The sequence below is a fragment of the Arthrobacter sp. zg-Y20 genome, from assembly GCF_030142075.1.
GTDB lineage: Bacteria > Actinomycetota > Actinomycetes > Actinomycetales > Micrococcaceae > Arthrobacter_B.
On record NZ_CP126241.1, the window covers coordinates 2,452,144 to 2,475,737 of the forward strand.

Below are 23,594 nucleotides of genomic sequence, written 5' to 3' on the forward strand. Positions count from 1 at the left end.
GGTTAAAAAGGTGGCGGTGTCACCAGGGTGGACGCCTGTCCCGGCTCGGGTCGGACACGAGCCAGTTCCAGGAAGGGTTCGGTTCGGTAGACCCGTCCCGTGGGTGAGGTCCATTCCATCACTCCCGGTTCCGGTTGCCGGGCCTTCCAGAATCCCAGGGTTTTGAACCGGTGATGCCGCCGGCATAAATGGGCGAGGTTGCCATGGTCCGTAGGGCCTCCGTCCGCCCAGTCGGTGGTGTGGTCGATTTCCGTGACCGCGGTGCTGACCCGGCAGCCGGGGAACCGGCAGGTTCCGTCCCTGGCACGTAGCCATCGGGCCAGTCCGGCGGGGACTTTCCGGCGCCTGCCCACGCCGAGGATTTCCCCGGTGTCCGGGTCCTGGACGAGTCCGGTCCAGCGGGTGGCGTGGCGGGACAGCCTGCGGGCTGCTTCGGCGCTGATCGGGCCGTAGCCATGCAGCTCGGCCGGGTCTTCATTGGCTCCAAACAGTGTTTCGGCGTTGATCAGGACCATGATTTCCGCCCGGGGGAGGATGCCAAAAGACTCGGCGTCATAGTCATCAGAGTCGGCACCTCCAGGTGCACTGCCAGCCCCGCGTGATTCACGGCTCGGGCCAATGTCGGCGGCTTTCCCGCCGCCGCCCGCACGGTCAGACCGCACTGGGGTGCGCTCTGGGGCAGCACCAGTACGCGGTGAACCGGGGCCACCCATAAGCAGCTGGGCCAGGATGTCGGCACGAAGTTGGTCCGCGGTCCGTGTATCCCCATCACTCTGCTCACCCCGGGCTGCAGTGCTCAGGGCTGTGTAGATCTGCTGGGCTTCGGCGGCACGCAGATGCGCGGACAGGCAGGACATCCCGTCTTCTTCCCGGTGCAAATTCACCCGGCGCTTCTCGAACGCACTTTGATGCTTCAGCGGAATGGTCTGCGGGTACTTGGTCTCGCGCAGCCGGCGGGCTTTGGCGGCGAACTGGGCGCTGGTTCGTCCCTCTGCGGCTTTCAACAGGTTTGCTTCAAACTTAGGCAGCTCGGCGGCAGGAACAGTTTCGCACTGGTCCAGAAGTACCTGAGCATGCCTGTAACCGAGGCTCCCGTCCTGCAGCGCTTCCAGCGTGGCGGTGTGGGTGTCCGTGAGGAGGCCGGCTTCGAACATCAGCCGCTGGGCGGTGCCGTGCGGTATCTGCAGGAGGGCGGCACACTCCGCTGCCGCCAGTGTGAACGCCATCCCGGGTTCCACCCGGCCGGTCGCGCCGGCATAATCCTCCCGGAAGAGGGTTTCCATCCGGTTCAACGCCCGGGCCTGCTGCGCCTGCGCCCACGCGATCAGGTGCGCGACCCGGACCAGGACTTCCCCGGTGGCTTGGTCGTCAAAGGATTCGAGGTTCTGCAGAGCCAGGGTTCCGCTGAAACCATCCGGAAAATCAGTGCCGGTTCCGCAGGAACGCCCACCCGCGCCGCCGTCGTCAGTGCCGGCGCCCGAGGCCGCTCGAAACACCGCTAGTGAGCACTTCTGACCGGGACCGTCCCCGGTATCAGCCCCGTCTTCAGCGGCCCGGTGTCCAGTTCCTGTTTGTTCAGTTTTCTGTCCGGTTACCGGCCGGGCATTCCCGATCTGGTCCATGCTTAAGGCTTTCATCCGGCACTGACATTTCCGGGCAAAAACCGGCCGAAACGGACACGTTGAAGCACTTCAAATACCCGTCTTTACAGCGCCACTACGTACGTCCGGGAAACCGCCGATATGCATCTGCGCTCCCAACCAACAGCGTTCAATTCCCGAGCATGGGATCCCGCGAATCCGTGCGGATCCGGCAGGGTTTTCCCGCACCGGCCGAAACCTGCTAAGCTTCTTGAGTCCCACAGGACGTCCGGTTTACCGGTGTCCTTGCCCTCGTAGCTCAGGGGATAGAGCGGTTGCCTCCGGAGCAACAGGCCGTAGGTTCGAATCCTATCGAGGGCACTTTGAGACACACGGAAGAACCCCGCAGCTCCATGCTGCGGGGTTCTTTTGCTTTGCACCCCTCTTGCGCCACGTCCCGATCGCACGCCCCGATGCGCTAATCGATGCTTTCTCCCGGCTGCGCATCGGACAGCGGGATACCCGCCTGCTCGACGGCGGCCCGCACCGCAGGCGGAGCCAGGAAAAAACGCGGCTGCAGCTCTTCCCAGCCCTGATGCTTGGTTTTCTTCCCGAACTCGAGATGCGCCTGGTCCAGCGGGTTGTCTGGAACAAGTCCGGGGCTTGCCTCCCCCATCATTTGGAAGTGGTACATCCACCACGACCCGTCAGCCTCCTGGTTGAGGAACGTCGCCTCAACAGCCATGAGTTCCCGGTCCAAGGTGGCGAGACACTCCTCATACCGCTCGTGGAGCATGGCCATCCAGTCATCGAAGGACGATTCCCGCCCGTCCAGCAGTTTCGCGCGGCTCAGTTCCATCCGCATTCCCGGCGGGACCGACGCCGGCATGGGCCAACCCGGAAAGTCCGGACCGGCAGGCTGAAACGGGATAGGAGCGTAGTTCTGTTCCTGCATGCCGCCACTGTAAGGCCGGCACCAGCGTTTTCCCGAAACCGGAATCATGCGGGCCGCGCAAAACAATTCCGCCAAAAACCTTGCGCTCTGCAGACCTTCCCGGGTTATGGTGTTCGCACATACCAACCGGTCGGTTCTGAACTCTCCGCCGCCGGACCCCGAATACCCGCGAGAAACCCGGACCCGCTGCAATGAAAACCATGAACATCAAAGAAGAGTTGGCACGGACCTCCGTGGAGCTCTTCGCGCGGCAGGGCTACGCCAAAACCAGCGTCCAGCAGATTGTGGACGCTGCAGGAGTAACCAAGGGGGCGCTGTATCACTACTTCAATTCCAAGGATGACCTGCTCTTCGACATTTACGACCGCATCCTGACCCTGCAGCACGAGCACCTGACCGAGATCATCGGGCGGGGGCTGCCCGCTGCGGAAACCCTGCGGCTGGTGTGCGAGGACCTGATTCGGACCTCCATTGACTGGATCCGGGAGGGGACAGTCTTCTTCCGTTCGCAGCACATGCTGAGCGAAGACCGATTGGAAGAGGTGCAGCGGCGGCGGCGCGAGTTCAACAAGGCCTTCACCCGCATCCTGGTCCGAGGCCAGGAGGATGGAGTGTTCCGCACCGACATCCCCATTCCGGTACTCGCAGCAAACTTTTTCTCAGATCCGCACTACCTCTCCTACTGGTACTCCCCCGGCGGGGCCATCAGCCGCGAAACGGCAGCAGCCCAACTGACCGACCTTTACCTGGCGGGCCTGCAGGCAAAGTAGCCGAAGCCAGCACCACCAGCACCACTGCACCTCCAGCACCTCCAGCACCACCGCACCTCCTTCCCTACCGCAACACACGCGCCACCACAGCACGCAAGGTAAGAGCAGAGACGATGGAGTACTCATGCAGGAGCAACATACCGACCGGTCGGAACCGCCGCGTCTGCAGCTCAACGGGATCACCGTCCGGTTCGGCGGCCTGTCCGCCCTGGACTCGGTGTCCCTGGATATTCCGGCCGGCGCGGTCGTGGGGGTGATGGGACCCAACGGTGCCGGCAAAACCACCCTCTTCAATGTCATCTGCGGAGTTTTCCCGCCAACCGGGGGCAGCCTGGCTCTGGACGGCCGGGATTTCCACCCCCGTCCGCACCGGCTTACCCGCCACGGCGTGGCACGCACCCTGCAGGGTTTGGGCCTGTTCCCGGGGCTGACCGTGCTGCAGAACGTGATGGCGGGACTCGCTGCTGAATCCCGCCGCGGAGCGGACCTGCTGGCCCTGCCCGGCGCCGTCCGGCAGGAGGATCAATTCAGGGACCGTGCGCTGGCCGCGCTCGCTGCCCTCGACGTCGCCGGCTATTGTGCAGCGCTGCCGGACACCCTGCCCTACGGCATCCGGAAGAAGGTGGCCCTGGCCCGGGCGCTGGTGAGCGAACCGCGGCTGCTGCTGCTGGATGAACCCGCCGGCGGGCTGGCCCACGAAGACATCGAGGAACTCGCGTCGCTGATCCGCACCATGCCGGGCAACGGCTGCTCGGTGGTGCTCGTGGAACACCACGTTGACCTGGTGATGGACGTCTGCGACCGGATCGCGGTGCTGGACTTCGGCAGGCTGATCGCAGAAGGAACACCGGCAGAAATCGGTGCGGACCCTGCTGTCGCCGATGCCTATCTGGGGGTGGACGTCGCATGAGCGGCGGACTGGTCCTGGAGGGCGTGAATGCCGGCTACGGCGCCGTCCGGGTCCTGCACGACGTCGGGCTCACGGTGGAAGAGGGTTCCATCACCGCGGTGGTGGGAGCCAACGGCGCAGGAAAAACCACGCTGCTGCGGACCGTCACCGGCCAGCTGCGGCCGTGGGCCGGCAGCATCCGGCTGGGCGGCAAAGACCTCACCCGCGTCCCGGTGGAGGCCATGGTGCGGCAGGGAGTAGCGCTCGTTCCCGAAGGCCGCGGCGTGATTACCGAACTCACGGTGGATGAGAACCTGCGCCTGGGCGGGCTGTGGCGGCGCGACCGCAAGGCGGCAGCCGCTGTCCTGGCGGAGATGTACACACTGTTCGAGCCCCTGGCCCGCCGCCGGAAAGCCCCCGGGCACCAGCTCTCCGGCGGCGAGCGCCAGATGCTTGCCCTCGGCCGGGCACTGATGGCCGCACCATCGCTGCTGCTGCTGGATGAACCGTCCCTCGGGTTGGCGCCGAAGGTAACCGCCCAGATCCTGGGCATGCTCCGCAGCCTCCGGGACGACACCGGGCTGACCGTACTCCTGATTGAACAGAACGTCCGCAGCGCCCTGGCCGTCGCGGACCACGGCATCATCCTCAACCTGGGCCGAATCGTCGCAGCACGGCCCGCAGCCGAGCTGGCCGCCGACACCGGCCTCCGCCACACCTATCTGGGGTTCTAATGGACAGATTCCTTTTCCTCACCTTCGACGGACTGGCACGGGGTGCTGTCCTGGCGGCCTTTGCCCTCTCCCTGGTCCTCATCTGGCGAGCGGCGCGGATCGTGAACTTTGCCCAGGGCGCCATGGCAGTGGCCGCCACATACATCGCCTTCACCGTCACCGCGCTGACCGGCAACTACTGGGCCGGCCTGGCGGCGGCGCTCGCTGCCGGTTTCCTCATCGGAGCCCTGGTGGAACGCGGCGTCATGCGCTTCGTGGGTAACTCCTCGCCCTTGAACCCGGTCATCGCCGGGCTGGGACTGCTGCTGGTGATCCAGGCGGTCCTGGGCATGGTCTTCGGCAACAGCTACCGGACCATGACAACGCCGTTCAGTTCCAACCCCGTGGAAATCTTCGGCATCACCGCGGTCTCCTCCTACGACCTGTTCGTGTTCGCCTGCATTGCCCTGCTGGTGGGAGCCCTGGTGCTGCTCTTCACCAAAACACCTCTGGGGCTGCGGCTGCGTGCTTCAGCCTTTGCGCCGGACCTCGCCCGGCTGCTGGGGGTGCGGACATCCCGGATGCTCACCCTCGGGTGGGCTCTGTCCTCGGCCCTGGGTGCGCTCGCCGCACTGCTGGTAATCCCTACCGAACTGGGATTGAACCCGCACGCGGCCGACACGGTTTTTGTGTACGCCTTCACCGTGGCCGTCATCGGCGGACTGGATTCGCCCGCCGGCGCCGTCATCGGCGGACTGGCCGTGGGTGTCCTGCTCAGCTGGGTAAGCGGCTACCTGGGCGCCACCCTGGCCCCCGTCGCCGTCCTGGTCCTGCTGCTGGCCGTACTGCTTGTCCGGCCCGGCGGCATTTTCGCAATGACCAAGGAGCGAACCGTATGAGCGTCCTTCTGCGTTACTTCGTTGCCGCCGCCGCGGCCGTCTTCCTAATCGGCCTGACGTTCATCATCCCGTCCTTCACCTCCTACCAGCTGGCGACGGCGTGCGCCTACCTGTGCGGGATCGCCGGGCTGACCCTGCTGACCGGAGCCGGCGGGCAGCTCTCCCTCGGCCAGGCGGCCCTGATGGCCGCCGGTGCCTACACTTACGCGCTGACCGCCAATGCGCTGGACGACGCCGGGGTGGAGGGTCCGCTGCTGCTCGTCGTGCCGCTGGTCGCGGCCGTGGCCGGTGCAGGTGTCCTGGGCCTGGTGATCGGCTTGGCCGCCGGGCGGCTGCACGGGCCCTATCTGGCCGGTTTCACCATGGCTTTGGTGGTCGCGCTGCCCGCAGTAACCAGCACGTTTTCCTCCGTGCTGGGCGGAGACCAGGGACTGTGGGTCACGGTTCAGAAGCGTCCGGCAGCCCTGCGCGGGACCGTGTCCACGGAGGCCTGGCAGGCCTGGCTCGCCGTCGTCTGCGCCGTGGCGGTCATGGCGGTGCTGGCCAACCTGCTCCGCGGGCGCTTCGGCCGTGAACTGCGTGCCGTGCGGGACAACCCCGTGGCAGCTGCGCTGGCCGGGATCAACCCGGCCCGCACCAAGGTGGCTGCCTTTGTGATCAGCTCGGCTGCGGCGGGCATGGGCGGCGGCCTGCTGGCCTACACCACGCAAAGCGCCAGCCCCGGAGCCTACTCGCTGGTGTTCTCACTGTTCCTGTTGATGGCCGCCGTGGTCGGCGGCATCGGCTCGCTCACCGGAGCGGTCTGGGGTGCGGTGCTCCTGGTGGCCCTGCCCCACCTGATCGGCACGGCCACCTCGCGGTTGGCACTGCCCACGGATTTGGCGCAGCGCCTGGACGGCAATCTCTCCGTAGCCATCTTCGGGCTCGTCCTGGTTCTGGTGGTGCTGCTCGCTCCGCAGGGCATCCAGGGCCTGCTTGTGAAGCTTTGGCACCGGACCGGTTTCAAACATTCCGCATCCCCCGTCCGGTCCGCGGCGCCTGCGTCCGCCCCGCGTCCGGCCTCCCCGCCTCTTCCGATCCGGCACCAGCCGGCGGAGCAACCCGCAACCCAGAAAGGTCAATGATGACTCGTTCCCCGCTCCGCATAGGTGCCGCCGTCCTGGCAGCAGCAGCCCTTGGTCTATCCTCATGTGCTTCGCCTGAGGAAGGCTCCGACCCGGCTGCCGAAGACGTTCCCGGCATCACGGACACCACCGTCACGGTGGGCACCCATCAGCCGCTGACCGGCCCCGCGGCTGCCGGCTATTCCACCATCTCCCCGGCCACCCAGGCCTACTTCGACTATGTGAACGACAACGGCGGCGTCAACGGCCGGACCATCGAATACATCGCGAAAGATGACGGCTACAACCCGGCCAACACGCAGTCCGCGGTGCGGGAAATGGTGCTCCAGGACGAGGTGTTTGCCCTGGTGGGCGGACTGGGCACGCCGCCGCACAGCGCCGTCCTGGACTTCGTCAACGACAACGAGGTGCCGGACCTCTTTGTCGCTTCCGGTTCCCCCACCTGGGACCAGCCCGACGAGTACCCCTACACCTACGGCTTCATGGTGGACTACCCCACCGAGTCCCGGATCCTGGCCACCTATGCCCAGGAGGAGTTCCCGGACAAGACCTATTGCTTCTTCGGCCAGGACGATGACTTCGGCGACGAGTTCAAAGCCGGCCTGGAAGCGGTGCTGGGTTCCGACGGGCTGGCCTCTGCCCAGGTCTATTCCACGGCCAATACCGACATTGCCGCCCAGATCAGCGCCATGAAGGAAGCCGGCTGCGAGGTCAATTTCATGGCCACGATCAACGGCTTCAGCGCCCAGGCCGTGGGAACCGCTGCCAAGCTGGGCTACTTCCCGCAGTGGATGGCCTCCTCTGCCGGAGGAGACTACAACACCCTGTCCGGCTATCTGGGTGAAAACACGAACAAGCTGCTGCAGGGGTTCGTCAGCGCCAACTACCTTCCCGCCTATTCGGAAACCGAGGATGACTGGATCAAGAAGTTCCGGGAAATCAACGAGGAGTACAACGCCGGCGCCGCCTTCGACGGGAACACCGTCTTCGGAATGTCCATCGGTTACCTGTTCGTGGAAGCCCTGAAGGAGGCCGGAGAGAATCCCACCCGCGAATCCCTGCTTGAGGCACTGGAATCCGGCAATGTCACCGGCAACGGCCTGGTGCCCCTGGGCTTCAGCGGGGACAGCCACCGCGGCTACACCGGAGCCATGCTGACCCGGGTGGATAACGGGGTGCAGTCCTACTTCGGCACCGCGTACACGGTCGACGGCGACGACGTCCAGGAATACACCGGGGAACGCAGCGCTATGCCCGCCAACGGGCTGCCGGACTAGGCCCGCCGGGCATCCCGCCTAAACCCGAAACAAAGGAGGGCCCGTTCGCAAACGGGCCCTCCTTTGTGGTTACTCCAGCACGCTTTCTTACTCCAGCACGCTTTCTTACTCGAGCACGTAGAGCGAGATCGACTCGGCCACTGCGGCCGGCTTGTCCACGCCCTCAATCTCCACGGTCACCAGCAGTTTCACCCGCACGCCACGGTCCACCTGCTCCACCGAGGCAATTTCGGAGCGTGCCCGCACCCGGCTGCCCACCGGCACCGGGTGCGGGAAACGGACCCTGTCCAGGCCGTAGTTCACGCCCATCACCATGCCGTCCACCCGGAACCGGCCGGAGGCGAGCGCCGGCAGCAGGGCCAGGCTGAGGTAGCCGTGGGCAATGGTGCTGCCGAAGGGGCCATCGGCGGCTCGCTCGGGATCCACATGGATCCACTGGTGGTCATCCGTGGCATCGGCAAACATATTGATGCGTTCCTGGTCGATGGTGATCCAGTCGCTGGTTTCCATGTGTCCCTCTGCAGCGGACAGCTCCGCAACGGATCCGAAGTGTGCCACCGCTAGTCCTTGGGTCCGCCGGCGACGTACAGCACCTGGCCGGAGACGAAGGAGGCTTCCGCACGGGCGAAGAACGACGCGGCAGCAGCTATGTCCTCCGGGGTACCTGCCCGGCCCACCGGTATCTCCTTGGCGGCGTGCGCCATGAAGTCCTCGAACGGCACCCCCACGCGCTCCGCCGTCGCCCTGGTCATGTCGGTTTCGATGAATCCGGGGGCAATCGCGTTCACGGTGACGCCGTAGCGGCCGAGCTCGATGGCCAGCGTCTTGGTGAAGCCCTGGATGCCGGCTTTGGCGGCGGCATAGTTGGCCTGGCCCCGGTTGCCGAGGGCGGAGGTGGAGGAGAGGTTGATGATCCGTCCCCACTCCTCCGTCACCTGGTGGGCCTGCACCGCGCGGCTCATCAGGAACGCGCCGCGCAGGTGCACCCCCATAACGGCGTCCCAGTCCGTCTCGCTCATCTTGAACAGCAGGTTGTCGCGCAGGATGCCGGCGTTGTTCACCAGGATGGTGGACGGGCCCAGTTCCGCGGCGATCCGGGCCACGGCCTGTTCGACGGCGGCGGCATCGGACACGTCCGCGCCGATGCCGAGGGCTTCTCCCCCGGCGTGGCGGATGGCTTCGACGGTCCGCGCGGTGTCTTCCTCCCGGAGGTCGATGACCGCTACGGCATGGCCGTCCGCGGCCAGCCGGGCGGCAACGGCTGCGCCGATTCCCCGGCCGGCACCGGTAACTACGGCTACACGTCGGGTGGAGCTTACTGGTGTTTCAGACATGGCTCTCCTTGGTTGCCGTCCGTGCCTCAGTGCGCGGACCGGCGTGGCGGGTGTGGCAATGTGCGGGTGTGGCAATGTGGGGCCGACAATACCGACCAGCCGGTATGCAACGCAATGGTGGTCCGCAGCCTGGCGGCGCCGCGCCGCGGCGGATAGAGCTGCGCTGCGCAATGGCAGGCCTTACCCGGCCGCCGCAGCACTCCGGCCCCGGAAGGTCCGGCGGTAGGCTGCGGGGCTGACGCCCAGTCCGCGGCGGAAATGGTGGCGCAGCAGCTCGGCCTGTCCAAAACCGGTGGCCCTGGCCACTTCATCAATGCCCAGGTCTGTATCCTCCAGCAGTTCCTGGGCCCGCAGCACCCGCTGGCGGGTGAGCCAGGCGGCCGGCGTGGAACCGGTCTCGGCCTTGAACCGGCGTGCGAAAGTCCGCTCGGACATGCTGGCCCGGGCTGCCAGGTCCTTCACTGTGTGCTCCTGGCCCAGGTTTTCTCCCATCCAGACCAGCATCTCTTCGAGTGTCTCGCAGGCCGCGGCCGGAACCTGCCGGGCGATGAACTGGACCTGGCCGCCGTCGCGGTGCGGCGGGACCACCATGTCCCGCGCGATGGCGGCGGCGACGCCTGCCCCCAGCTCTCCCCGCACCAGGTGCAGGGCGGCGTCGATGGCCGCCGCGGTCCCGGCACTGGTGAGGATGTTTCCGTCCTGGACGTAGAGCACGTCCTCATCCACCTCACACTGCGGAAACCGTTCCGCGAGTGCACGCGAGTACATCCAGTGCGTGGTGGCCCTGCGGCCGTCCAGGAGCCCGGCTTCGGCCAGCACGAAGGCGGCGGAGCAAACGCTCATCACCCATGCACCGCGCTCATGGGCAGCCCGGAGCGCCGCCGTCACGGATTCCGGCACACGGTTTCCGGTCCCCTCGGAGGGTGCCATCACCACCAGGTCCGCCCGGTCCGCGGCCTCCAAGCCGTGCTCAACGTTCATGCTGAATCCGGCCTTGGTGCGGACCGGTCCCGGCACCGGCGTGCACACGGTGAAGTCAAAGGCGGGCACACCTCCGGGCCGCTCCGTCCGGTCGATGCCGAAGACCTCGGCCAGCACCCCGAGCTCGAACACCGCCAGTCCGTCCAGCACGATCACCGCCACCGCTTTCAGCATGCGGCCAGTATGGCAGTTTCTTCACGCTAATGGTCCTTTCTGCCACTTATTTTTCCGGGAGGACCGCCGCAGGCTGGGGGTATGGAATTTTTGTCAGCATTGGTCATTGTGTTCCTCCTGGCGGCGGGATTTGCCGCGCTCCTCACTGCGACAGTCCGTGCCGTGCGCACCGACGGAACCGGGCACCTTCCCCCGCTCACCACGGAGGGCAGCGATGATGTGCCGCCGGCGTCCGGCTTCGATGCCGTGCGCGGCTACCAGCAGCTGTACGGTCATCGGCACTAGGGTGCCGCAGCAGCGGCGCCGGGTAGCCGCCGCACCCGCGGCATGTCCGGGAGCAGCCGATTCGGTTGGTCAGCGCAGGCCGTTGGCGTACAGGTCCCGCAGCAGCGCAATCTCGGCCAGGTGGTGGATCATCTCCCGGTTGATGTGCAGCACCAGCGCGGACATCGGCTCCTGCGCCCAGCGGCCCTCCGCCTCACCGGCCGGAGCGGCCAGCTCCCCGGGGCTGAGCGCCGACACCGCGGTAATCCAGGCTGCGTAGTACCCGTCCAGCAGTTCGAGGGCCTCCTGAGCGGTACCGGGATAGTCGAAGTCCTCATAGCTCACCGGCCGGCCGCCGAAATGGGCGGCGTTCCGCATGCCCAGGACAGCGACGAGCAGATGCGCCACCCGCCAGGCGATGGTGGTGACCGGCGCCGGCTCCGGCTCGGGAAAGGCAAAGTCCATGGTGAAGTCTCCGCTCCCGCCCTGCACCGGAGCCATGCTGGTACCGCGCGGGCGCACGTTCCAGCATCCGGGCACCGGTTCCCAGAAGTACTCGGCGTCAGTGAGGCCGGCAAGCCGGGGGCGGGCCTGGTTCTCCCAGTGCCACGCGAGCTGCCCGGCCAGCTCGGCCGCCGGCACGCGTTGCTGTTCCACTCGGTTCTCCTGCTGCTGGTCCTGCGTCATGGCTGCGCCTTTCCTTGGGGATTCGTACGGAAGTTTTCCCAGCCTAGAAACAGATCAGGACAGCTTTTGACCTGAATTCGGCGTAGCTTGATGTCCATGTTGGAAACCTCAGCACGGCTGCTGCAACTGCTGTCCCTGCTGCAGCTGCGCCGCGAATGGACCGGGTCCGCCCTGGCGGAGAGGCTGTCCATCACCGAACGCACCGTGCGCAGGGACATCGGCAAGCTGCGCACGCTGGGCTATCCCATTTCGGCATCCCCGGGTATCGCCGGCGGCTACCAGCTGGGAGCCGGCGCACAGCTGCCCCCGCTGCTGCTCGACGACGACGAAGCGCTCGCCGTCGCCCTCGGGCTGACGGCGGTGGCCACCGGACCCGTGACCGGCATCGGCGAAGCCTCCGTTCGGGCACTGGCGAAGCTGGAGCATGTGCTGCCCGGCCGCCTGCGGCCCAAGTTCTCCGCGCTGCGCCAATCGGTCTCCACCCTGTCCGGGCCGCCCGGCGGGGTGGACCCCGGCATCCTTACCGCTTTTTCCGCCGGGATCACCGAGCACCGGGTTGTTTCCTTCCGGTACACCGGCGCCGACGGCGGATCCGCCCGCCGCATGGTGGAGCCCTACCGGCTGGTCAGCACCGGGCGGCGCTGGTATGCCGTGGCCTGGGACCTGGAGCGCTGCGACTGGCGGACCTTCCGGGTGGACCGCTGCGACAGCACGCCGGCCCAGCGGGAACGCTTTACGCCCCGTCCACTGCCGGCCCGGGACCTTGCCGCCTACGTGCAGGAATCCATTACCCGCAACCCGTACCGCTACACCGTGGTGGTGCGCCTGGCCGCACCGCTGGCCATGGTCGCCGAACGCGTGCCGCCGGATGTCGCCAACCTCAGCGCGGACGGGCCGGGGCACACCATCCTGCGCGGCGGCTGGGATTCACTGGACCTGCCGTTGATCAACCTCACGGCCTGGGGTGTGCCTTTCGAGATCCTCGAGCCGCCCGAGATGCGCGAGCGTGCCCGCCGCGCCGTCGCCCTGCTGCAGCACGCCGTCGAAATCCCGCCCACGGCGGAATCTCCCTAAGCGGCCCGAGCCAAGCCACTAGACTGGTGGCAACATGGCACTGACAATTTCCTACCCCGCCCAGCTGCCCGTTTCGGAGCGCCGCGAAGACATCATGGCTGCCATCGCGGCCAACCAAGTCACCGTTATTGCCGGTGAAACCGGGTCCGGTAAAACCACCCAGATCCCCAAGATGTGCCTGGAACTGGGACTGGCGGAAAAGGGCCTGATCGGCCACACCCAGCCGCGCCGCCTTGCCGCGCGAACCGTGGCCGAGCGCATCGCGTCCGAGCTCGACGTCGAAATCGGCGACGAAGTGGGCTTCCAGGTCCGGTTTACCGGCGAGACCAGCCGCAAGACCAAGGTCAAGCTGATGACCGACGGTATCCTGCTGGCCGAAATCCAGCACGATCCGAAGCTGAAGAAGTACAGCACCATCATCATTGACGAGGCGCACGAGCGCAGCCTCAACATCGACTTCATCCTCGGCTACCTGCGCCGGCTGCTGCCCGAACGCCCGGACCTGAAGGTGATCATCACCTCGGCCACCATTGATCCGCAGCGCTTCGCGGAGCACTTCGCCCTGGACGGCAAGCCGGCGCCCATCATCGAAGTGTCGGGCCGCACCTTCCCGGTGGAAATCCGCTACCGTCCGCTGAACCAGCCCGCGGACGGCGGCAGCGACGACGACGGCCCCGAAGACGAACTCGAAGAGGACCGCGACCCGGTGGACGCGGTGTGCGACGCAGTGGACGAACTTTCCCGCGAAGCGCCCGGCGACGTCCTCGTGTTCTTCTCCGGCGAGCGCGAAATCCGCGACGCCGCCGACGCCCTGCGTTCCTCGGTGGCACGCAACCCCCGGCTGGCGAACACCGAGATCCTGCCGCTGTACGCCCGCCTCTCCCTGGCCGAGCAGCACAAGGTCTTCTCCCCCGGCCGCAACCGCCGGATCGTGCTGGCCACCAACGTCGCCGAGACGTCCTTGACCGTGCCGGGCATCAAATACGTGGTGGACACCGGCACCGCCCGCATTTCGCGCTACTCGCACCGCACCAAGGTCCAGCGGCTGCCCATCGAACGCATCTCCCAGGCCTCGGCGAACCAGCGCTCCGGGCGCTGCGGCCGTGTTTCGGACGGCATCGCCATCCGCCTGTACTCGCAGGAGGACTTCGAGTCCCGGCCCGAGTTCACCGACCCGGAAATCCTGCGCACCAACCTCGCCGCCGTCATCCTGCAGATGGCCGCCATGGGCGTGGCCAAGGGCCCCAAGGATGTATCCGACTTCCCGTTCGTCCAGCCGCCGGATTCCAAGGCCGTCAACGACGGCGCGGTGCTGCTGCGCGAACTCGGTGCCCTGCATCCCAAGGGCGGCATCACCCCGGTGGGCCGCAAGCTCTCCCAGCTGCCGGTGGATCCGCGGCTGGGCCGGATGATCGTTGAAGCGGGCCAGCGCGGCTGCGCCAAGGAACTCATGGTCCTGACCGCCGCCCTGACCATCCAGGATCCGCGCGAGCGGCCCTCCAAGGACGATCCGGCCCGCGCCCAGAAGGCCGCGGAAATGCACAAGCGGTTCGTAGACGAGAAATCGGACTTCACCGGCTACCTGAACCTGTGGCGCTACGTCCAGGAAAAGCAGAAGGAGCTGTCCTCCTCCGCCTTCCGGCGGCTGTGCAAGAACGAGTTCCTGAACTTCCTGCGCATCCGCGAATGGCAGGACCTGTTTGCGCAGCTGCGCCAGCTGGCCAAGCCGCTGGGCATCACCCTGTCCCCGGACCCGGTGGACCCGGTGGGCCGGCATAAGGAAATCCATATGTCGCTGCTGGCCGGGCTGCTCAGCCACATCGGCCTCTATGACCAGCGCAAGCGCGAATACGCCGGCGCCCGGGGTACCCGCTTCGCGGTGTTCCCCGGTTCGGCCCTGTTCAAGAAGTCCCCGGACTGGGTGATGGCGGCCGAACTGGTGGAGACCTCCCGGCTGTGGGCGCGGGTGGCGGCGTCGTTTGATCCGCTCTGGGCCGAGGAAGTGGCGCCGCACCTGGTCAAGCGCACCTACAGCGAGCCGCACTGGTCCAAGAGCCGCGGCGCGGTAATGGCCTATGAGAAGGTCACCCTGTACGGCGTTCCCGTGGTGCCCCAGCGAAGCATCAACTACGGCCGGATCGATCCGGTGCTCTCCCGCGAGATGTTCATCCGCCACGCCCTGGTGGAGGGCGACTGGCGCACGCACCACAAGTTCTTCCACCGCAACCAGGCCTTGCTGGCCGAAGTGGAGGAACTGGAGAACCGGGTCCGCCGCCGCGGCCTGCGCGTGGATGACGAGACCCTCTTCGAGTTCTACGACGAGCGCGTGGGCGCCGACGTCGTCTCCGAGCGGCATTTCGACAAGTGGTGGAAGTCCGCCCGGCACGAGAACCCCGCCCTGCTGGACTTTGACCCGGACGCCCTGCGCACCGACAACGCCGAGGGGCTGGACGAGAACGACTTCCCCAAGTCCTTCTTCTACGGTTCCTTCGAGCTGCCGCTGACCTACGAGTTCACGCCCGGCGTGCCCGGCGCCAACGACGGTGTCACGGTGGAAGTGCCGGTCCTGTTCCTGAACCAGCTCACGCCCGGACCCTTCGCGTGGCAGATCCCGGGGCTGCGCGCCGAACTCATCACCGCCCTGATCAAGTCCCTGCCCAAGGCGGTGCGGAAGAACTTCGTTCCTGCGCCCGACGTCGCCCGCTCGGCTGCCGCTGCGCTGGCCGCGGACTTCGACCCTGCCTCTGATGAGCTGGAGCCGTCCCTGGAACTGGTGCTGCGCCGGCTCAAGGGCTCCATCATTCCGCCCGGTTCCTGGAACTGGGACGCGGTGCCGGCGCATCTGCGGATGACCTTCACCGTGGTGGATTCCGCCGGACGCGTGCTGGACGAAGGCAAGGACCTTGCGGCACTGCAGGAGGCCCTGGCCCCGGCCACCCGGCGCGCCATTGCCGAGTCACTGGGCGCCACGCCGTCGACCGTTCAGCCGCGCGGACCCAAGGGCGCCAAGGGGTCCAACGGGTCCAACGGGTCCAACGGGTCCAACGGCAAGGCCCCAGCTACTGCGAACGGCAGCGGTTCCTCCTCCTCCGTGGCGGAGCGGACCGGACTGACCGAGTGGAGCATCGGCACCCTGGAGAAGCAGGTCCAGCGGCTGGTGGCCGGCCACACCGTGACCGGTTATCCGGCGCTGGTGGATGAAGGCAGCACGGCCGGCGTGCGGATCTTCCAGAGCCCGGGTGAACAGCGCACGGCAATGCGCGCCGGAGTCATCCGGCTGCTGGTGCTGCGGGTACCCAGCCCGGCTAAATACGTACTGGAGCACCTGAGCAACACCGAGAAGCTGACCTTCAGCCAAAATCCGCACGGCAGTGTGGCTGCGCTGATCGAGGACTGCACGCTGGCCGCAGTGGACAAGCTCACCCCGGAGGTGCTGCCCTGGACCCGCGCGGAATTCGATGCACTTTATGAAACCGTTCGGGCTGAACTGATCGACACCGTCTTTACCGTCACCGCCATTGTGGAGAAGATCCTCGCCAGCACCAGGCGGATCACGAAGGCGCTCAAGGGCACCACTTCGCTGTCCCTGATCAGCGCCCTGAACGACATCCGGGCACAGCTGGACGCCCTGGTGTATCCGGGGTTCGTGGCCCGAACGGGCTACGCCCAGCTGATGCACCTGCCCCGCTATCTGGCCGGCATTGAGCGGCGCCTGGAGAAGCTGCCCGGCAACGTGCAGCGCGACGGGCTGTCCATGGCAGTGGTCCAGCGTCTGGAGGATGAGTACGACGACGCCGTGGCGGCGCTGGCGCCCGGCCGCGGCACTCCCCCGGAACTTGCCGAGGTGCGCTGGATGATCGAGGAACTGCGGATCAGCTTCTTTGCCCAGGAACTGGGCACGGCCCGGACCGTTTCGGAGAAACGGATCCGGACCGCACTGAACTCGGCGCTGGCTCCGGCCTGAGGCACCCGCCCGGCCGATTCACCGGCCGGGTGCCCCAACGGAGCCAGTTGCTTCGTGCTAGCTCTCCCTGCGGCGTGCTGACAGCAGCAACACCGACCCGGCGGCTAGGACGAGTAACGCGGTTCCCGTGACCCACATGCCTTCTGCACCGGTAGAGGCAAGTCCGGATTCAGGAACGCGCTGGGCAGGATTTGCCTGGATACGCACCCCTGAACCGGGAGTCGCAGCACCCTGGCCTGTGGTGGTGGGCGTGACTCTTGGCGGTATGCCATTGCCGGCGCCGGCGGGCGGAGCCAGAGGTGCAGTGACCGGCAACTCCGGCAGCGTGGTGTCGCCAGGCAGACCGGGCGTACCCGCCGACGGGCTACCGGAAGGCTGATCCGATGCCGGACCCGACGGGGCGTCCGTCGGAGTGCCGGTCGGCGAGTCCGTCGGAGTGCCGGTCGGCGAGGCCGTCGGGTGCGACGTGGGAGTCCCCGTAGGCGAGGCCGTAGGCGAGGCCGTCGGAGTGCCGGTCGGCGAGGCCGTCGGATGGGCCGTGGGAGTACCCGTCGGCGAATCCGTCGGATGGGCCGTGGGAGTACCCGTCGGCGGATCCGACGGTTCATCCGGGGTATCTGACGGCGGCAGCGCCGGGCAAACCTGGGGCGGGTCTGTGGGCTCTCCCGTAGGCGGATCAGTAGGACTGTCCGTTGGCGGAACCGTCGGCTCATCCGTCGGCGGAACCGTCGGACCATCCGTCGGCGGAACCGTCGGACCATCCGTAGGCGGCCCAGTCGGCTCATCCGTAGGCGGCCCAGTCGGCTCATCCGTAGGCGGCCCAGTCGGCTCAACCGTTGGCGGAACCGTCGGCTCAACCGTTGGCGGAACCGTCGGTTCAACCGTAGGCTCACAGTCCGGAATTACCCATATGTTATTGAGGCTTTCGTTCCAGACATCCAGGAGGTCAACGGCCGGGAAATTCGGGTAAGTGATTGTCTCCGGCCAGGTAAAGGGGGCGACATGCTGAATGTTGTACTCAGCAAGCGCCCAATCCTGCCCGCAGATCCCAGGGGGCAGTAAGTCCCATACGCCCGAAAACGTCCCATAGCCCGGTTGCGAGTCCAGGAGGGTTTGCGGGCCTGAATTACCCCAGTCCGCAATACCGTCCGGATCGACTTTCCGATAGAGGTAAAGCCCGCGCTCAATAGTCTGGTCATAATCTGGGTCAACCAGCTGTAGTTCAGGGACCACCACGGTTTCGCCGGGGTCTGCGACGGCCGGTCCACCCATCGCAATGAACCAGCCGGCCATGACGGCAATACCGGTCACCAAGGCTGTTCTGTATCCCCGGCGCCGCTTGTTGCGCATTCCGTTCGTTGTCCTGAGTTCTTCGTTTTCGAGGTTCCGCATTGTCCTTCTCACTCATCCGATAAACGCCAGCAGGCGCCATCTTTGATGAGTGATTACAGACTGACCACAGTAATTAAATACCTGAATTCAATACCTGTTCCGGTAAAACAGTGATTCCGTTAATTGTGATACAGGGACCGGATTCAAGAGTCTGAAACCGAAAACGGTCCGGTTCGTTTCGGGGAAACGAACCGGACCGTGCCGGAGGCTGCATTTGAACCGGTGCCAGGTTAGGCCTCGGGAACGAACTCCCCGTAGCCTGCGTTCCGGAGTCCCTGGCGCAGCTTCTGGGCGTTGGCCTCCATTCGCTCCGGATCCGGGTTGGACTCGGCCCGGCTGAAGTCGAAGTCCTCCATCGAGTTGGCCGGCCAGACGTGCAGGTGCAGGTGGTCCACCTCGAACCCGGCAACGGTCAGCCCGGCCCGCTCGGAACCGAACACCTCCACCTGTGCAGCGCCGATGGCCCGGGCAACGGTGATGAGCTTCTGCATCAGCTCCGCCGGTGCGTCCGTCCACTTATTGATCTCCTGCCGCGGAACCACCAATACGTGGCCGTCGCTGAGCGGACCGATGCTCAGGAACGCCACCACCTCGTCGTCCTTCCAGACGAAACGGCCGGGAATCTCCCCATTGATGATTCGCGTGAACAGGGTGGGCATGGGTTCTCCTTCAGGGTGCTCCGTGCGGTCGACGGCGGGCAGGGGTGCCCGGAACGGCGGCGGGACGGGTCGGCCGGTAAACATGATTCGACGCTACCCCTTTTCGTGCGGCTCTTCAGCACGGCCGGGTTCGGATCCGGTAGCCACCGGCGCGCCGGGAGTGTTGGACCACTGCGACCAGGATCCCGGATACAGTGCCGCGGGGATCCCTGCCTGTGCCAGGGCGGCGACTTCGTGGGAGGCGAAGATGCCGGAGCCGCAGTAAGCCGTCACCGGCGCCTCGGGACGTACGCCCAGTGCCTCGAACGCGCTGCGCAGTTCAGCCGGGCTGCGGAAGGTGCCGTCCGGTGCCAGGTTGTCGGTGGAAGGACGGTTCACAGCGCCGGGAATGTGCCCGGCGCGGGGATCCACCGGTTCGGTATCGCCCCGGTAGCGTTCCGGCGCCCGCGCGTCGATCAGGGTCCCGGCCGCGGCCAGGCCTTCCACGTCCTCCAGGCCGGCCACGGGCATGTTCCCCCAGGACAACTCCGCAGTTCCCTTCTGCACGGTGACCGGACCGGTCTCCAGCGGCAGGCCGGCGGCCCGCCAGGCCCCCAGCCCGCCGTCGAGCAGGCGTACGTCCTCCCACCCCGCGTGCCGCAGCAGCCACCAGGCGCGGGCGGCCGCCGTGCCGGCGGCGTCGTCATAGGCCACCACCGTGTCGCCGGGATTCAGACCCCAGCTGCGCGCGGCGTCGGCGAACGACGCCGGATCCGGCAGCGGGTGCCGGCCCTCTGCAGGGACCGCCGGTGCGGACAGTTCGGTATCCATGTCCACATAGACCGCTCCCGGCAGGTGTTCCTGCAGGTACTTTTCCCGCCCGTCGCTGGCGCCCAGCACCCACCGCACGTCCAGCAGCACCGGCGGGCGGTCCGATTCCAGTGCCTGTGCCAGATCCGGTACGGAAATCAGGACATCCACTACAGCTCCACGCTTTCACCGGCGGACAGGTGCCGGTACTCGGTCCCGTAGGTCTTGCCGAACCGGGTGACGTGGCCTTCAACCATGCCCAGCCCGGTCTCATTCAGCAGTGCGTCGTGAATGGGATACGCCCGCTCGGCACCGGTGGCGATGACGAAATCGAGTACCTCACCCAGCTTGGACCAGGGCGCGTGGACGGGCACCAGCACGGTGCGGGGGCGCAGGCCGTTCGGGACCACTAAGGAGTCTCCGGGGTGGTAGACCCTGCCTTCGACGAGGTAGCCGATGTTGGCCACCATGGGGATCAGCGGATGGATCAGGGCATGCTGGCCGCCGAAGGTCTGGATGCCGAAACCGGCAATGGTGAACGCCGTGTTGGGCTGCACCTCATGGATCCGGGCGGCGAGGTCAGGTGCGTCGGCACGCAGCAGGTCGGCCAGGGACTGGGGGGCGAAAAGCTCCAAGCCGGGCTGCTGCTGCATTTGCGCGAACACCCGAGTGCGGTCCAGATGGTCCGCGTGCTCATGGGTAACCAGGATGGCGTGGGCGCCGTCCAGCGCCTCGTCAACCTCGGAAAACGTGCCGGGGTCCAGCACCAGGACGTTGCCGCCTTGTTCGAAACGGACACAGGAGTGCGTGTACTTCGTCATTTTCATAGCGCCACCCTACTCCGGCGGGATGCGGGCGGGCAGGACGCTGCCGCAGGCCGGCTGATAATCTAGGGGTTCGCCCGACCAATACGCCTGGAGGAACCGCCGTGTCACCAGAGACATCCCGGACGTCCAAGCGGGCACCGGAAACGCGTGTGACCCGCCAGCGCCTGGCAGTGGGCCGCACCTTGGACGAACTGGACGACTTTGTCAGCACCCAGGAACTTTTCCGGTTGCTGCAGGAGCGCGGTGAACGGATTTCGCTGGCCACCGCCTACCGGATCCTGCAGTCCATGGCTGACGAGAATCTGGTGGATGTCCTGCGCACGGGCGACGGCGAGGCGCTGTACCGGCGCTGCGCCGTCGGACACCATCATCACCATTTGGTCTGCCGCGAGTGCGGCAAGGCGGTGGAGGTGGAAGCACCGGCCGTCGAAAGCTGGGCGGCAGGGCTGGGCGCCAGGCACGGGTTCACCGAGGTGGCCCACACCGTTGAAGTCTTCGGGCTGTGCCCCGAATGCAGCGCCGCCAAAGCAACCCCGTCACCCTAGGTTCCGGCAGCCGGCCCAGGTTCGGGGTAACCCTTAGGCCCCGGCGGTGGCCGTGTTCCGGCTCAGTTCACGCCGGGAACCGCTGCGGACGCGCCGGATAATCCGGCACACCAGGTAGATCACGAAGGACACCGTGGTGACGTACGGGCTGATCGGAATCCGGCCGCCCAGGGCCAGCAGGATGCCGCCCACCGACGAGACCAGCGCAAAGGCCACGCTGAGGAACACCACCAGCCGCGGCGAGGAAGTCACCAGCAGTGCCGCAGCCGCAGGCGTGATCAGCAGCGAAAGCACCAGCAGCGCCCCCACCACCTGGATGGACAGGGCTACGGCCAGGCCCAGCAGGAACATAAAGACAATCGACAGCACCCGGACCGGCACGCCGCGTGCCTCAGCCAGGTCCGGATCGGCGCTGGCGAAGGTCAACGGCCGCCAGATGAAGAGCAGGGCTGCCACCACCACGGCCGCCACGCCGGCCAGCAGGTTCAGCTGGACGGCGTCCACCGCGACTATCTGCCCGGTCAGCAGGCCGAACTTGTTGGCGGAGCGCCCTTCATAAAGGCCCAGGAACAGGATGCCCAGGCCCAGTCCGAAGGGCATGATCACCCCGATGATCGAATTCCGGTCCCGGGCCCGCAAGCCCATCACGGCAAGCAGGACGGCGGCGGCAACGGACCCGGCCAGGGAGCCGACCACCACGTTGGCCCCGATCAGCAGGGCGAAGGACGCGCCGGCGAAGGAGAGTTCGGCAATGCCGTGCACCGCAAAGGCGAGGTCGCGCATCAGCACGAAGGTGCCGATCAATCCGCCGACCAGCCCCAGGATGGCTGCGGCCCAGATGGAGTTCTGCACCAAGGGCAACAGCTCGCCGTAGTCGCTGAAGTCAAAAACGGCGTCGAAGAAGCTACGCAGGTCCAAGGTCCCCCTCGCTTTCTCCGTGGTGGTGGGTGGTGGCGTCCGGAATGCCCAGGACCACAATGCGGCCATGGCTGCGCAGCACTTCAACCCGGCTGCCGTACATTTCGGACAGGACGTCGCTGCGCAGCACCTCGGCAGGCGTGCCGGTGCGGAACTGGCCGCCCGCGAGGTACAGCACCCGGTCCACGTATTCGATCACCGGGTTGATCTCATGGGTCACAAACACAACGGCGGAACCGTCGTCGTGGCAGCGCTGCTCAATCAGCGAGCTGATCGCCTGCTGGTGATGCAGGTCCAGGGACAGCAGCGGCTCGTCGCAGAGCAGCAGGTCCGGGTTGGTAGCCAGCGCCTGGGCGGCACGCAGCCGCTGCAGCTCACCCCCGGACAGCTGTCCCACGGGTTCATCGGCGTAGGAGGTGGCCCCCACCTGCTCGAGCAGCCGGTCCACCCGGCGCCGCACCGGTGCCCGGCGCAGGCGCAGGCCCCAGCGGTCGCCGTCGACGCCGAGCCCCACCAGGTCCCGGCCGCGCAGCGGCGTGCCGGTGCTGAAGGACTTCTGCTGCGGTATGTAGCCGATGTCCTTGCTGCCGCGGTGCACGTTGCGGCCGTTGATGGTCACGGTGCCGCCGGTGAGGGGCTGCAGCCCCAGCAGGACCTTCAGGAAACTGGTCTTTCCGGAGCCGTTGGGCCCCAGCACGGCCAGGAACTCCCCCGCGTTGATGTCCAGGTCCAGGTTCTTCCACAACGTGCGGCCGCCGAAGGAGAGACCGGCATCGCGCAGCCTGACCACCGGCTCTGCGGGAGGCTTCACTGCAGCACCCTTTCCATGGCGGCTGTGTTGGCGGTCATCCATTGCAGGTAGTCCTGCCCTTCGGGCAGGGTTTCAGTGAAGTCCAGCACCGGCACGTCCGCATCCTGCGCGGCTTCACGGACCGCTTCGGTCTGGGATGTGGAGGTCTGTTCGTTGTAGCCCAGGAAAGCGATTCCGCCGCCGGTGACCAGATCCTGCATTTGACTCAGGATCCGCGGCGGTACATCGGAGCCTTCCTCGACGGCTTCGGTGAAGTCCGACGGCGTCACGTTGTGCAATCCGGCTTCCTCCACCAGATAGTCCGGCACCGGCTCGGTCAAGGCGACGTCGCGTCCCCCGGCGGTTTCCCGAAGGGCAGCCAGGGAGGCGTTGATCTTCTCGATGCCAGCATTGAAGTCCGCGGCGTTGCTGCGGAAGGTTTCGGCGGCACCGGCGTCCAGGCCGGCCAGGCGTTCCGCGGCGGCCTCGGCCAGCAGGCCCATGGCTTCGGGGCTGTACCAGACGTGCTCGTTGAACGAACCGTGGTTGTGCCCGGCGTGGTCTTCGGCATGATCTTCCCCGGCATGTCCATCCCCACCGGAGTCCTCAAGGCCGGAGATTTCCACAGCGTTGAGGATGTCCTCCGCGGGGATTCCCTCATCCTCCGCGAGTTTTTCCATAAAGCTGTCATAGCCGCCGCCGTTCAGCACCACCAGATCGGCCTTGGACACGGCCAGGCGGTCCCGTGCAGTGGCTTCGTAGGAATGCGGGTCCTGGCTCGGCCGGTCAATCAGCGCTGTCACTTCCACGTTTTCGCCGCCCACCAGGCTCAGGATGTTGCCGTATACGTCCGTGGACGCCACCACGTTCACTACGTCGTCGTTAGCATCTTCCGGTTCCCCGCTGCCGGAGCAGCCGGCCAACGCCAGAGCGCCGGCCATGAGGGCCAGACGGGCGGGGATGCGGCGCATAAGGGGGTGTGCTCCTGA

General features: G+C 66.6%; 22 protein-coding genes and 1 tRNA gene. 11 read left to right on the top strand and 12 right to left on the bottom strand.

Features of this window, described 5'->3' with window-relative positions:
- Nucleotides 1-2 precede the first annotated feature (2 nt).
- A complete protein-coding gene (locus tag QNO06_RS11780) occupies nt 3-1,496 on the bottom strand; it encodes an HNH endonuclease signature motif containing protein (RefSeq protein WP_227913827.1) in 1,494 nt (497 codons plus the stop codon).
- A 392-nt stretch (nt 1,497-1,888) separates the two neighbouring features.
- Here QNO06_RS11780 and QNO06_RS11785 point away from each other — a divergent pair.
- Nucleotides 1,889-1,961, top strand: a tRNA-Arg gene (locus QNO06_RS11785).
- 97 nt (nt 1,962-2,058) lie between these two features.
- Here QNO06_RS11785 and QNO06_RS11790 read toward each other — a convergent pair.
- Nucleotides 2,059-2,535 (bottom strand): DUF6176 family protein, encoded by a 477-nt coding sequence (locus QNO06_RS11790; protein ID WP_227913826.1) that lies wholly within the window; start codon nt 2,533-2,535, stop codon nt 2,059-2,061.
- A 200-nt stretch (nt 2,536-2,735) separates the two neighbouring features.
- Here QNO06_RS11790 and QNO06_RS11795 point away from each other — a divergent pair, with 200 nt between their 5' ends.
- The 6 genes from QNO06_RS11795 to QNO06_RS11820 all read left to right on the top strand — a co-directional run bounded on the left by QNO06_RS11795 (nt 2,736) and on the right by QNO06_RS11820 (nt 8,207).
- Entirely contained in the window at nt 2,736-3,305 is a 570-nt protein-coding gene (locus QNO06_RS11795) for a TetR/AcrR family transcriptional regulator (protein WP_227913825.1), read from the top strand.
- 124 nt (nt 3,306-3,429) lie between these two features.
- Nucleotides 3,430-4,215: an ABC transporter ATP-binding protein gene (locus QNO06_RS11800; RefSeq protein ID WP_227913824.1), complete on the top strand. Its 786-nt coding sequence runs from the start codon at nt 3,430-3,432 to the stop codon at nt 4,213-4,215.
- Nucleotides 4,212-4,928: an ABC transporter ATP-binding protein gene (locus QNO06_RS11805; RefSeq protein ID WP_227913823.1), complete on the top strand. Its 717-nt coding sequence runs from the start codon at nt 4,212-4,214 to the stop codon at nt 4,926-4,928. Before QNO06_RS11800 ends, QNO06_RS11805 begins: the two co-directional genes overlap by 4 nt.
- Entirely contained in the window at nt 4,928-5,806 is an 879-nt protein-coding gene (locus tag QNO06_RS11810) for a branched-chain amino acid ABC transporter permease (protein ID WP_227913822.1), read from the top strand. The genes QNO06_RS11805 and QNO06_RS11810 overlap by 1 nt, the downstream gene beginning before the upstream one ends.
- The gene (locus QNO06_RS11815) at nt 5,803-6,930 is read left to right on the top strand and encodes a branched-chain amino acid ABC transporter permease (RefSeq protein ID WP_227913821.1); all 1,128 of its coding nucleotides are present in this window, start codon (nt 5,803-5,805) and stop codon (nt 6,928-6,930) included. Before QNO06_RS11810 ends, QNO06_RS11815 begins: the two co-directional genes overlap by 4 nt.
- Entirely contained in the window at nt 6,927-8,207 is a 1,281-nt protein-coding gene (locus tag QNO06_RS11820) for an ABC transporter substrate-binding protein (protein ID WP_284162460.1), read from the top strand. The genes QNO06_RS11815 and QNO06_RS11820 overlap by 4 nt, the downstream gene beginning before the upstream one ends.
- A gap of 105 nt (nt 8,208-8,312) precedes the next feature.
- Here QNO06_RS11820 and QNO06_RS11825 read toward each other — a convergent pair whose 3' ends face one another.
- From QNO06_RS11825 to QNO06_RS11835, 3 genes are all read right to left on the bottom strand, one after another.
- Nucleotides 8,313-8,765, bottom strand: a complete 453-nt coding sequence (locus QNO06_RS11825) for a MaoC family dehydratase (protein ID WP_227913819.1) — start codon at nt 8,763-8,765, stop codon at nt 8,313-8,315.
- A 2-nt stretch (nt 8,766-8,767) separates the two neighbouring features.
- Nucleotides 8,768-9,541: a 3-oxoacyl-ACP reductase FabG gene (gene fabG / locus QNO06_RS11830; RefSeq protein ID WP_227913818.1), complete on the bottom strand. Its 774-nt coding sequence runs from the start codon at nt 9,539-9,541 to the stop codon at nt 8,768-8,770.
- Nucleotides 9,542-9,721: 180 nt separating this feature from the next.
- Nucleotides 9,722-10,696 (bottom strand): helix-turn-helix domain-containing protein, encoded by a 975-nt coding sequence (locus QNO06_RS11835; protein ID WP_227913817.1) that lies wholly within the window; start codon nt 10,694-10,696, stop codon nt 9,722-9,724.
- A gap of 81 nt (nt 10,697-10,777) precedes the next feature.
- On the opposite strand from QNO06_RS11835, the gene QNO06_RS11840 reads away from it, so the two are divergent.
- Nucleotides 10,778-10,981, top strand: a complete 204-nt coding sequence (locus QNO06_RS11840) for a hypothetical protein (RefSeq protein WP_227913816.1) — start codon at nt 10,778-10,780, stop codon at nt 10,979-10,981.
- Nucleotides 10,982-11,050: 69 nt separating this feature from the next.
- Here the strand turns inward: QNO06_RS11840 and QNO06_RS11845 are convergent, their stop codons facing one another.
- The gene (locus QNO06_RS11845) at nt 11,051-11,647 is read right to left on the bottom strand and encodes a DinB family protein (RefSeq protein ID WP_227913815.1); all 597 of its coding nucleotides are present in this window, start codon (nt 11,645-11,647) and stop codon (nt 11,051-11,053) included.
- Between the two features lie 96 nt (nt 11,648-11,743).
- Here QNO06_RS11845 and QNO06_RS11850 point away from each other — a divergent pair, with 96 nt between their 5' ends.
- Both QNO06_RS11850 and hrpA read left to right on the top strand, forming a co-directional pair.
- The gene (locus tag QNO06_RS11850; protein WP_227913814.1) at nt 11,744-12,721 is read left to right on the top strand and encodes a helix-turn-helix transcriptional regulator; all 978 of its coding nucleotides are present in this window, start codon (nt 11,744-11,746) and stop codon (nt 12,719-12,721) included.
- A 34-nt stretch (nt 12,722-12,755) separates the two neighbouring features.
- A complete protein-coding gene (gene hrpA, locus QNO06_RS11855) occupies nt 12,756-16,685 on the top strand; it encodes an ATP-dependent RNA helicase HrpA (RefSeq protein WP_227913813.1) in 3,930 nt (1,309 codons plus the stop codon).
- A gap of 1,622 nt (nt 16,686-18,307) precedes the next feature.
- Here hrpA and QNO06_RS11860 read toward each other — a convergent pair.
- From QNO06_RS11860 to QNO06_RS11870, 3 genes are all read right to left on the bottom strand, one after another.
- A complete protein-coding gene (locus tag QNO06_RS11860; protein WP_227913881.1) occupies nt 18,308-18,736 on the bottom strand; it encodes an HIT family protein in 429 nt (142 codons plus the stop codon).
- 93 nt (nt 18,737-18,829) lie between these two features.
- The gene (locus tag QNO06_RS11865) at nt 18,830-19,696 is read right to left on the bottom strand and encodes a sulfurtransferase (RefSeq protein ID WP_227913812.1); all 867 of its coding nucleotides are present in this window, start codon (nt 19,694-19,696) and stop codon (nt 18,830-18,832) included.
- Complete coding sequence (locus tag QNO06_RS11870) at nt 19,696-20,352, bottom strand: MBL fold metallo-hydrolase (RefSeq protein WP_227913811.1); 657 nt, start codon at nt 20,350-20,352, stop codon at nt 19,696-19,698. The genes QNO06_RS11865 and QNO06_RS11870 overlap by 1 nt, the downstream gene beginning before the upstream one ends.
- A gap of 101 nt (nt 20,353-20,453) precedes the next feature.
- Here QNO06_RS11870 and QNO06_RS11875 point away from each other — a divergent pair, with 101 nt between their 5' ends.
- Nucleotides 20,454-20,897: a Fur family transcriptional regulator gene (locus QNO06_RS11875; RefSeq protein WP_227913810.1), complete on the top strand. Its 444-nt coding sequence runs from the start codon at nt 20,454-20,456 to the stop codon at nt 20,895-20,897.
- Between the two features lie 33 nt (nt 20,898-20,930).
- On the opposite strand, the gene QNO06_RS11880 is transcribed toward QNO06_RS11875, so the two are convergent.
- From QNO06_RS11880 to QNO06_RS11890, 3 genes are read right to left on the bottom strand one after another with little or no spacing between them, the layout of a single operon-like run.
- Nucleotides 20,931-21,815, bottom strand: a complete 885-nt coding sequence (locus QNO06_RS11880) for a metal ABC transporter permease (protein WP_227913809.1) — start codon at nt 21,813-21,815, stop codon at nt 20,931-20,933.
- Nucleotides 21,802-22,668, bottom strand: coding sequence for a metal ABC transporter ATP-binding protein (locus QNO06_RS11885; RefSeq protein ID WP_442860182.1), 867 nt, complete (start codon nt 22,666-22,668; stop codon nt 21,802-21,804). The genes QNO06_RS11880 and QNO06_RS11885 overlap by 14 nt, the downstream gene beginning before the upstream one ends.
- Nucleotides 22,623-23,576, bottom strand: a complete 954-nt coding sequence (locus QNO06_RS11890; protein WP_227913807.1) for a metal ABC transporter solute-binding protein, Zn/Mn family — start codon at nt 23,574-23,576, stop codon at nt 22,623-22,625. The genes QNO06_RS11885 and QNO06_RS11890 overlap by 46 nt, the downstream gene beginning before the upstream one ends.
- Nucleotides 23,577-23,594: the final 18 nt, after the last annotated feature.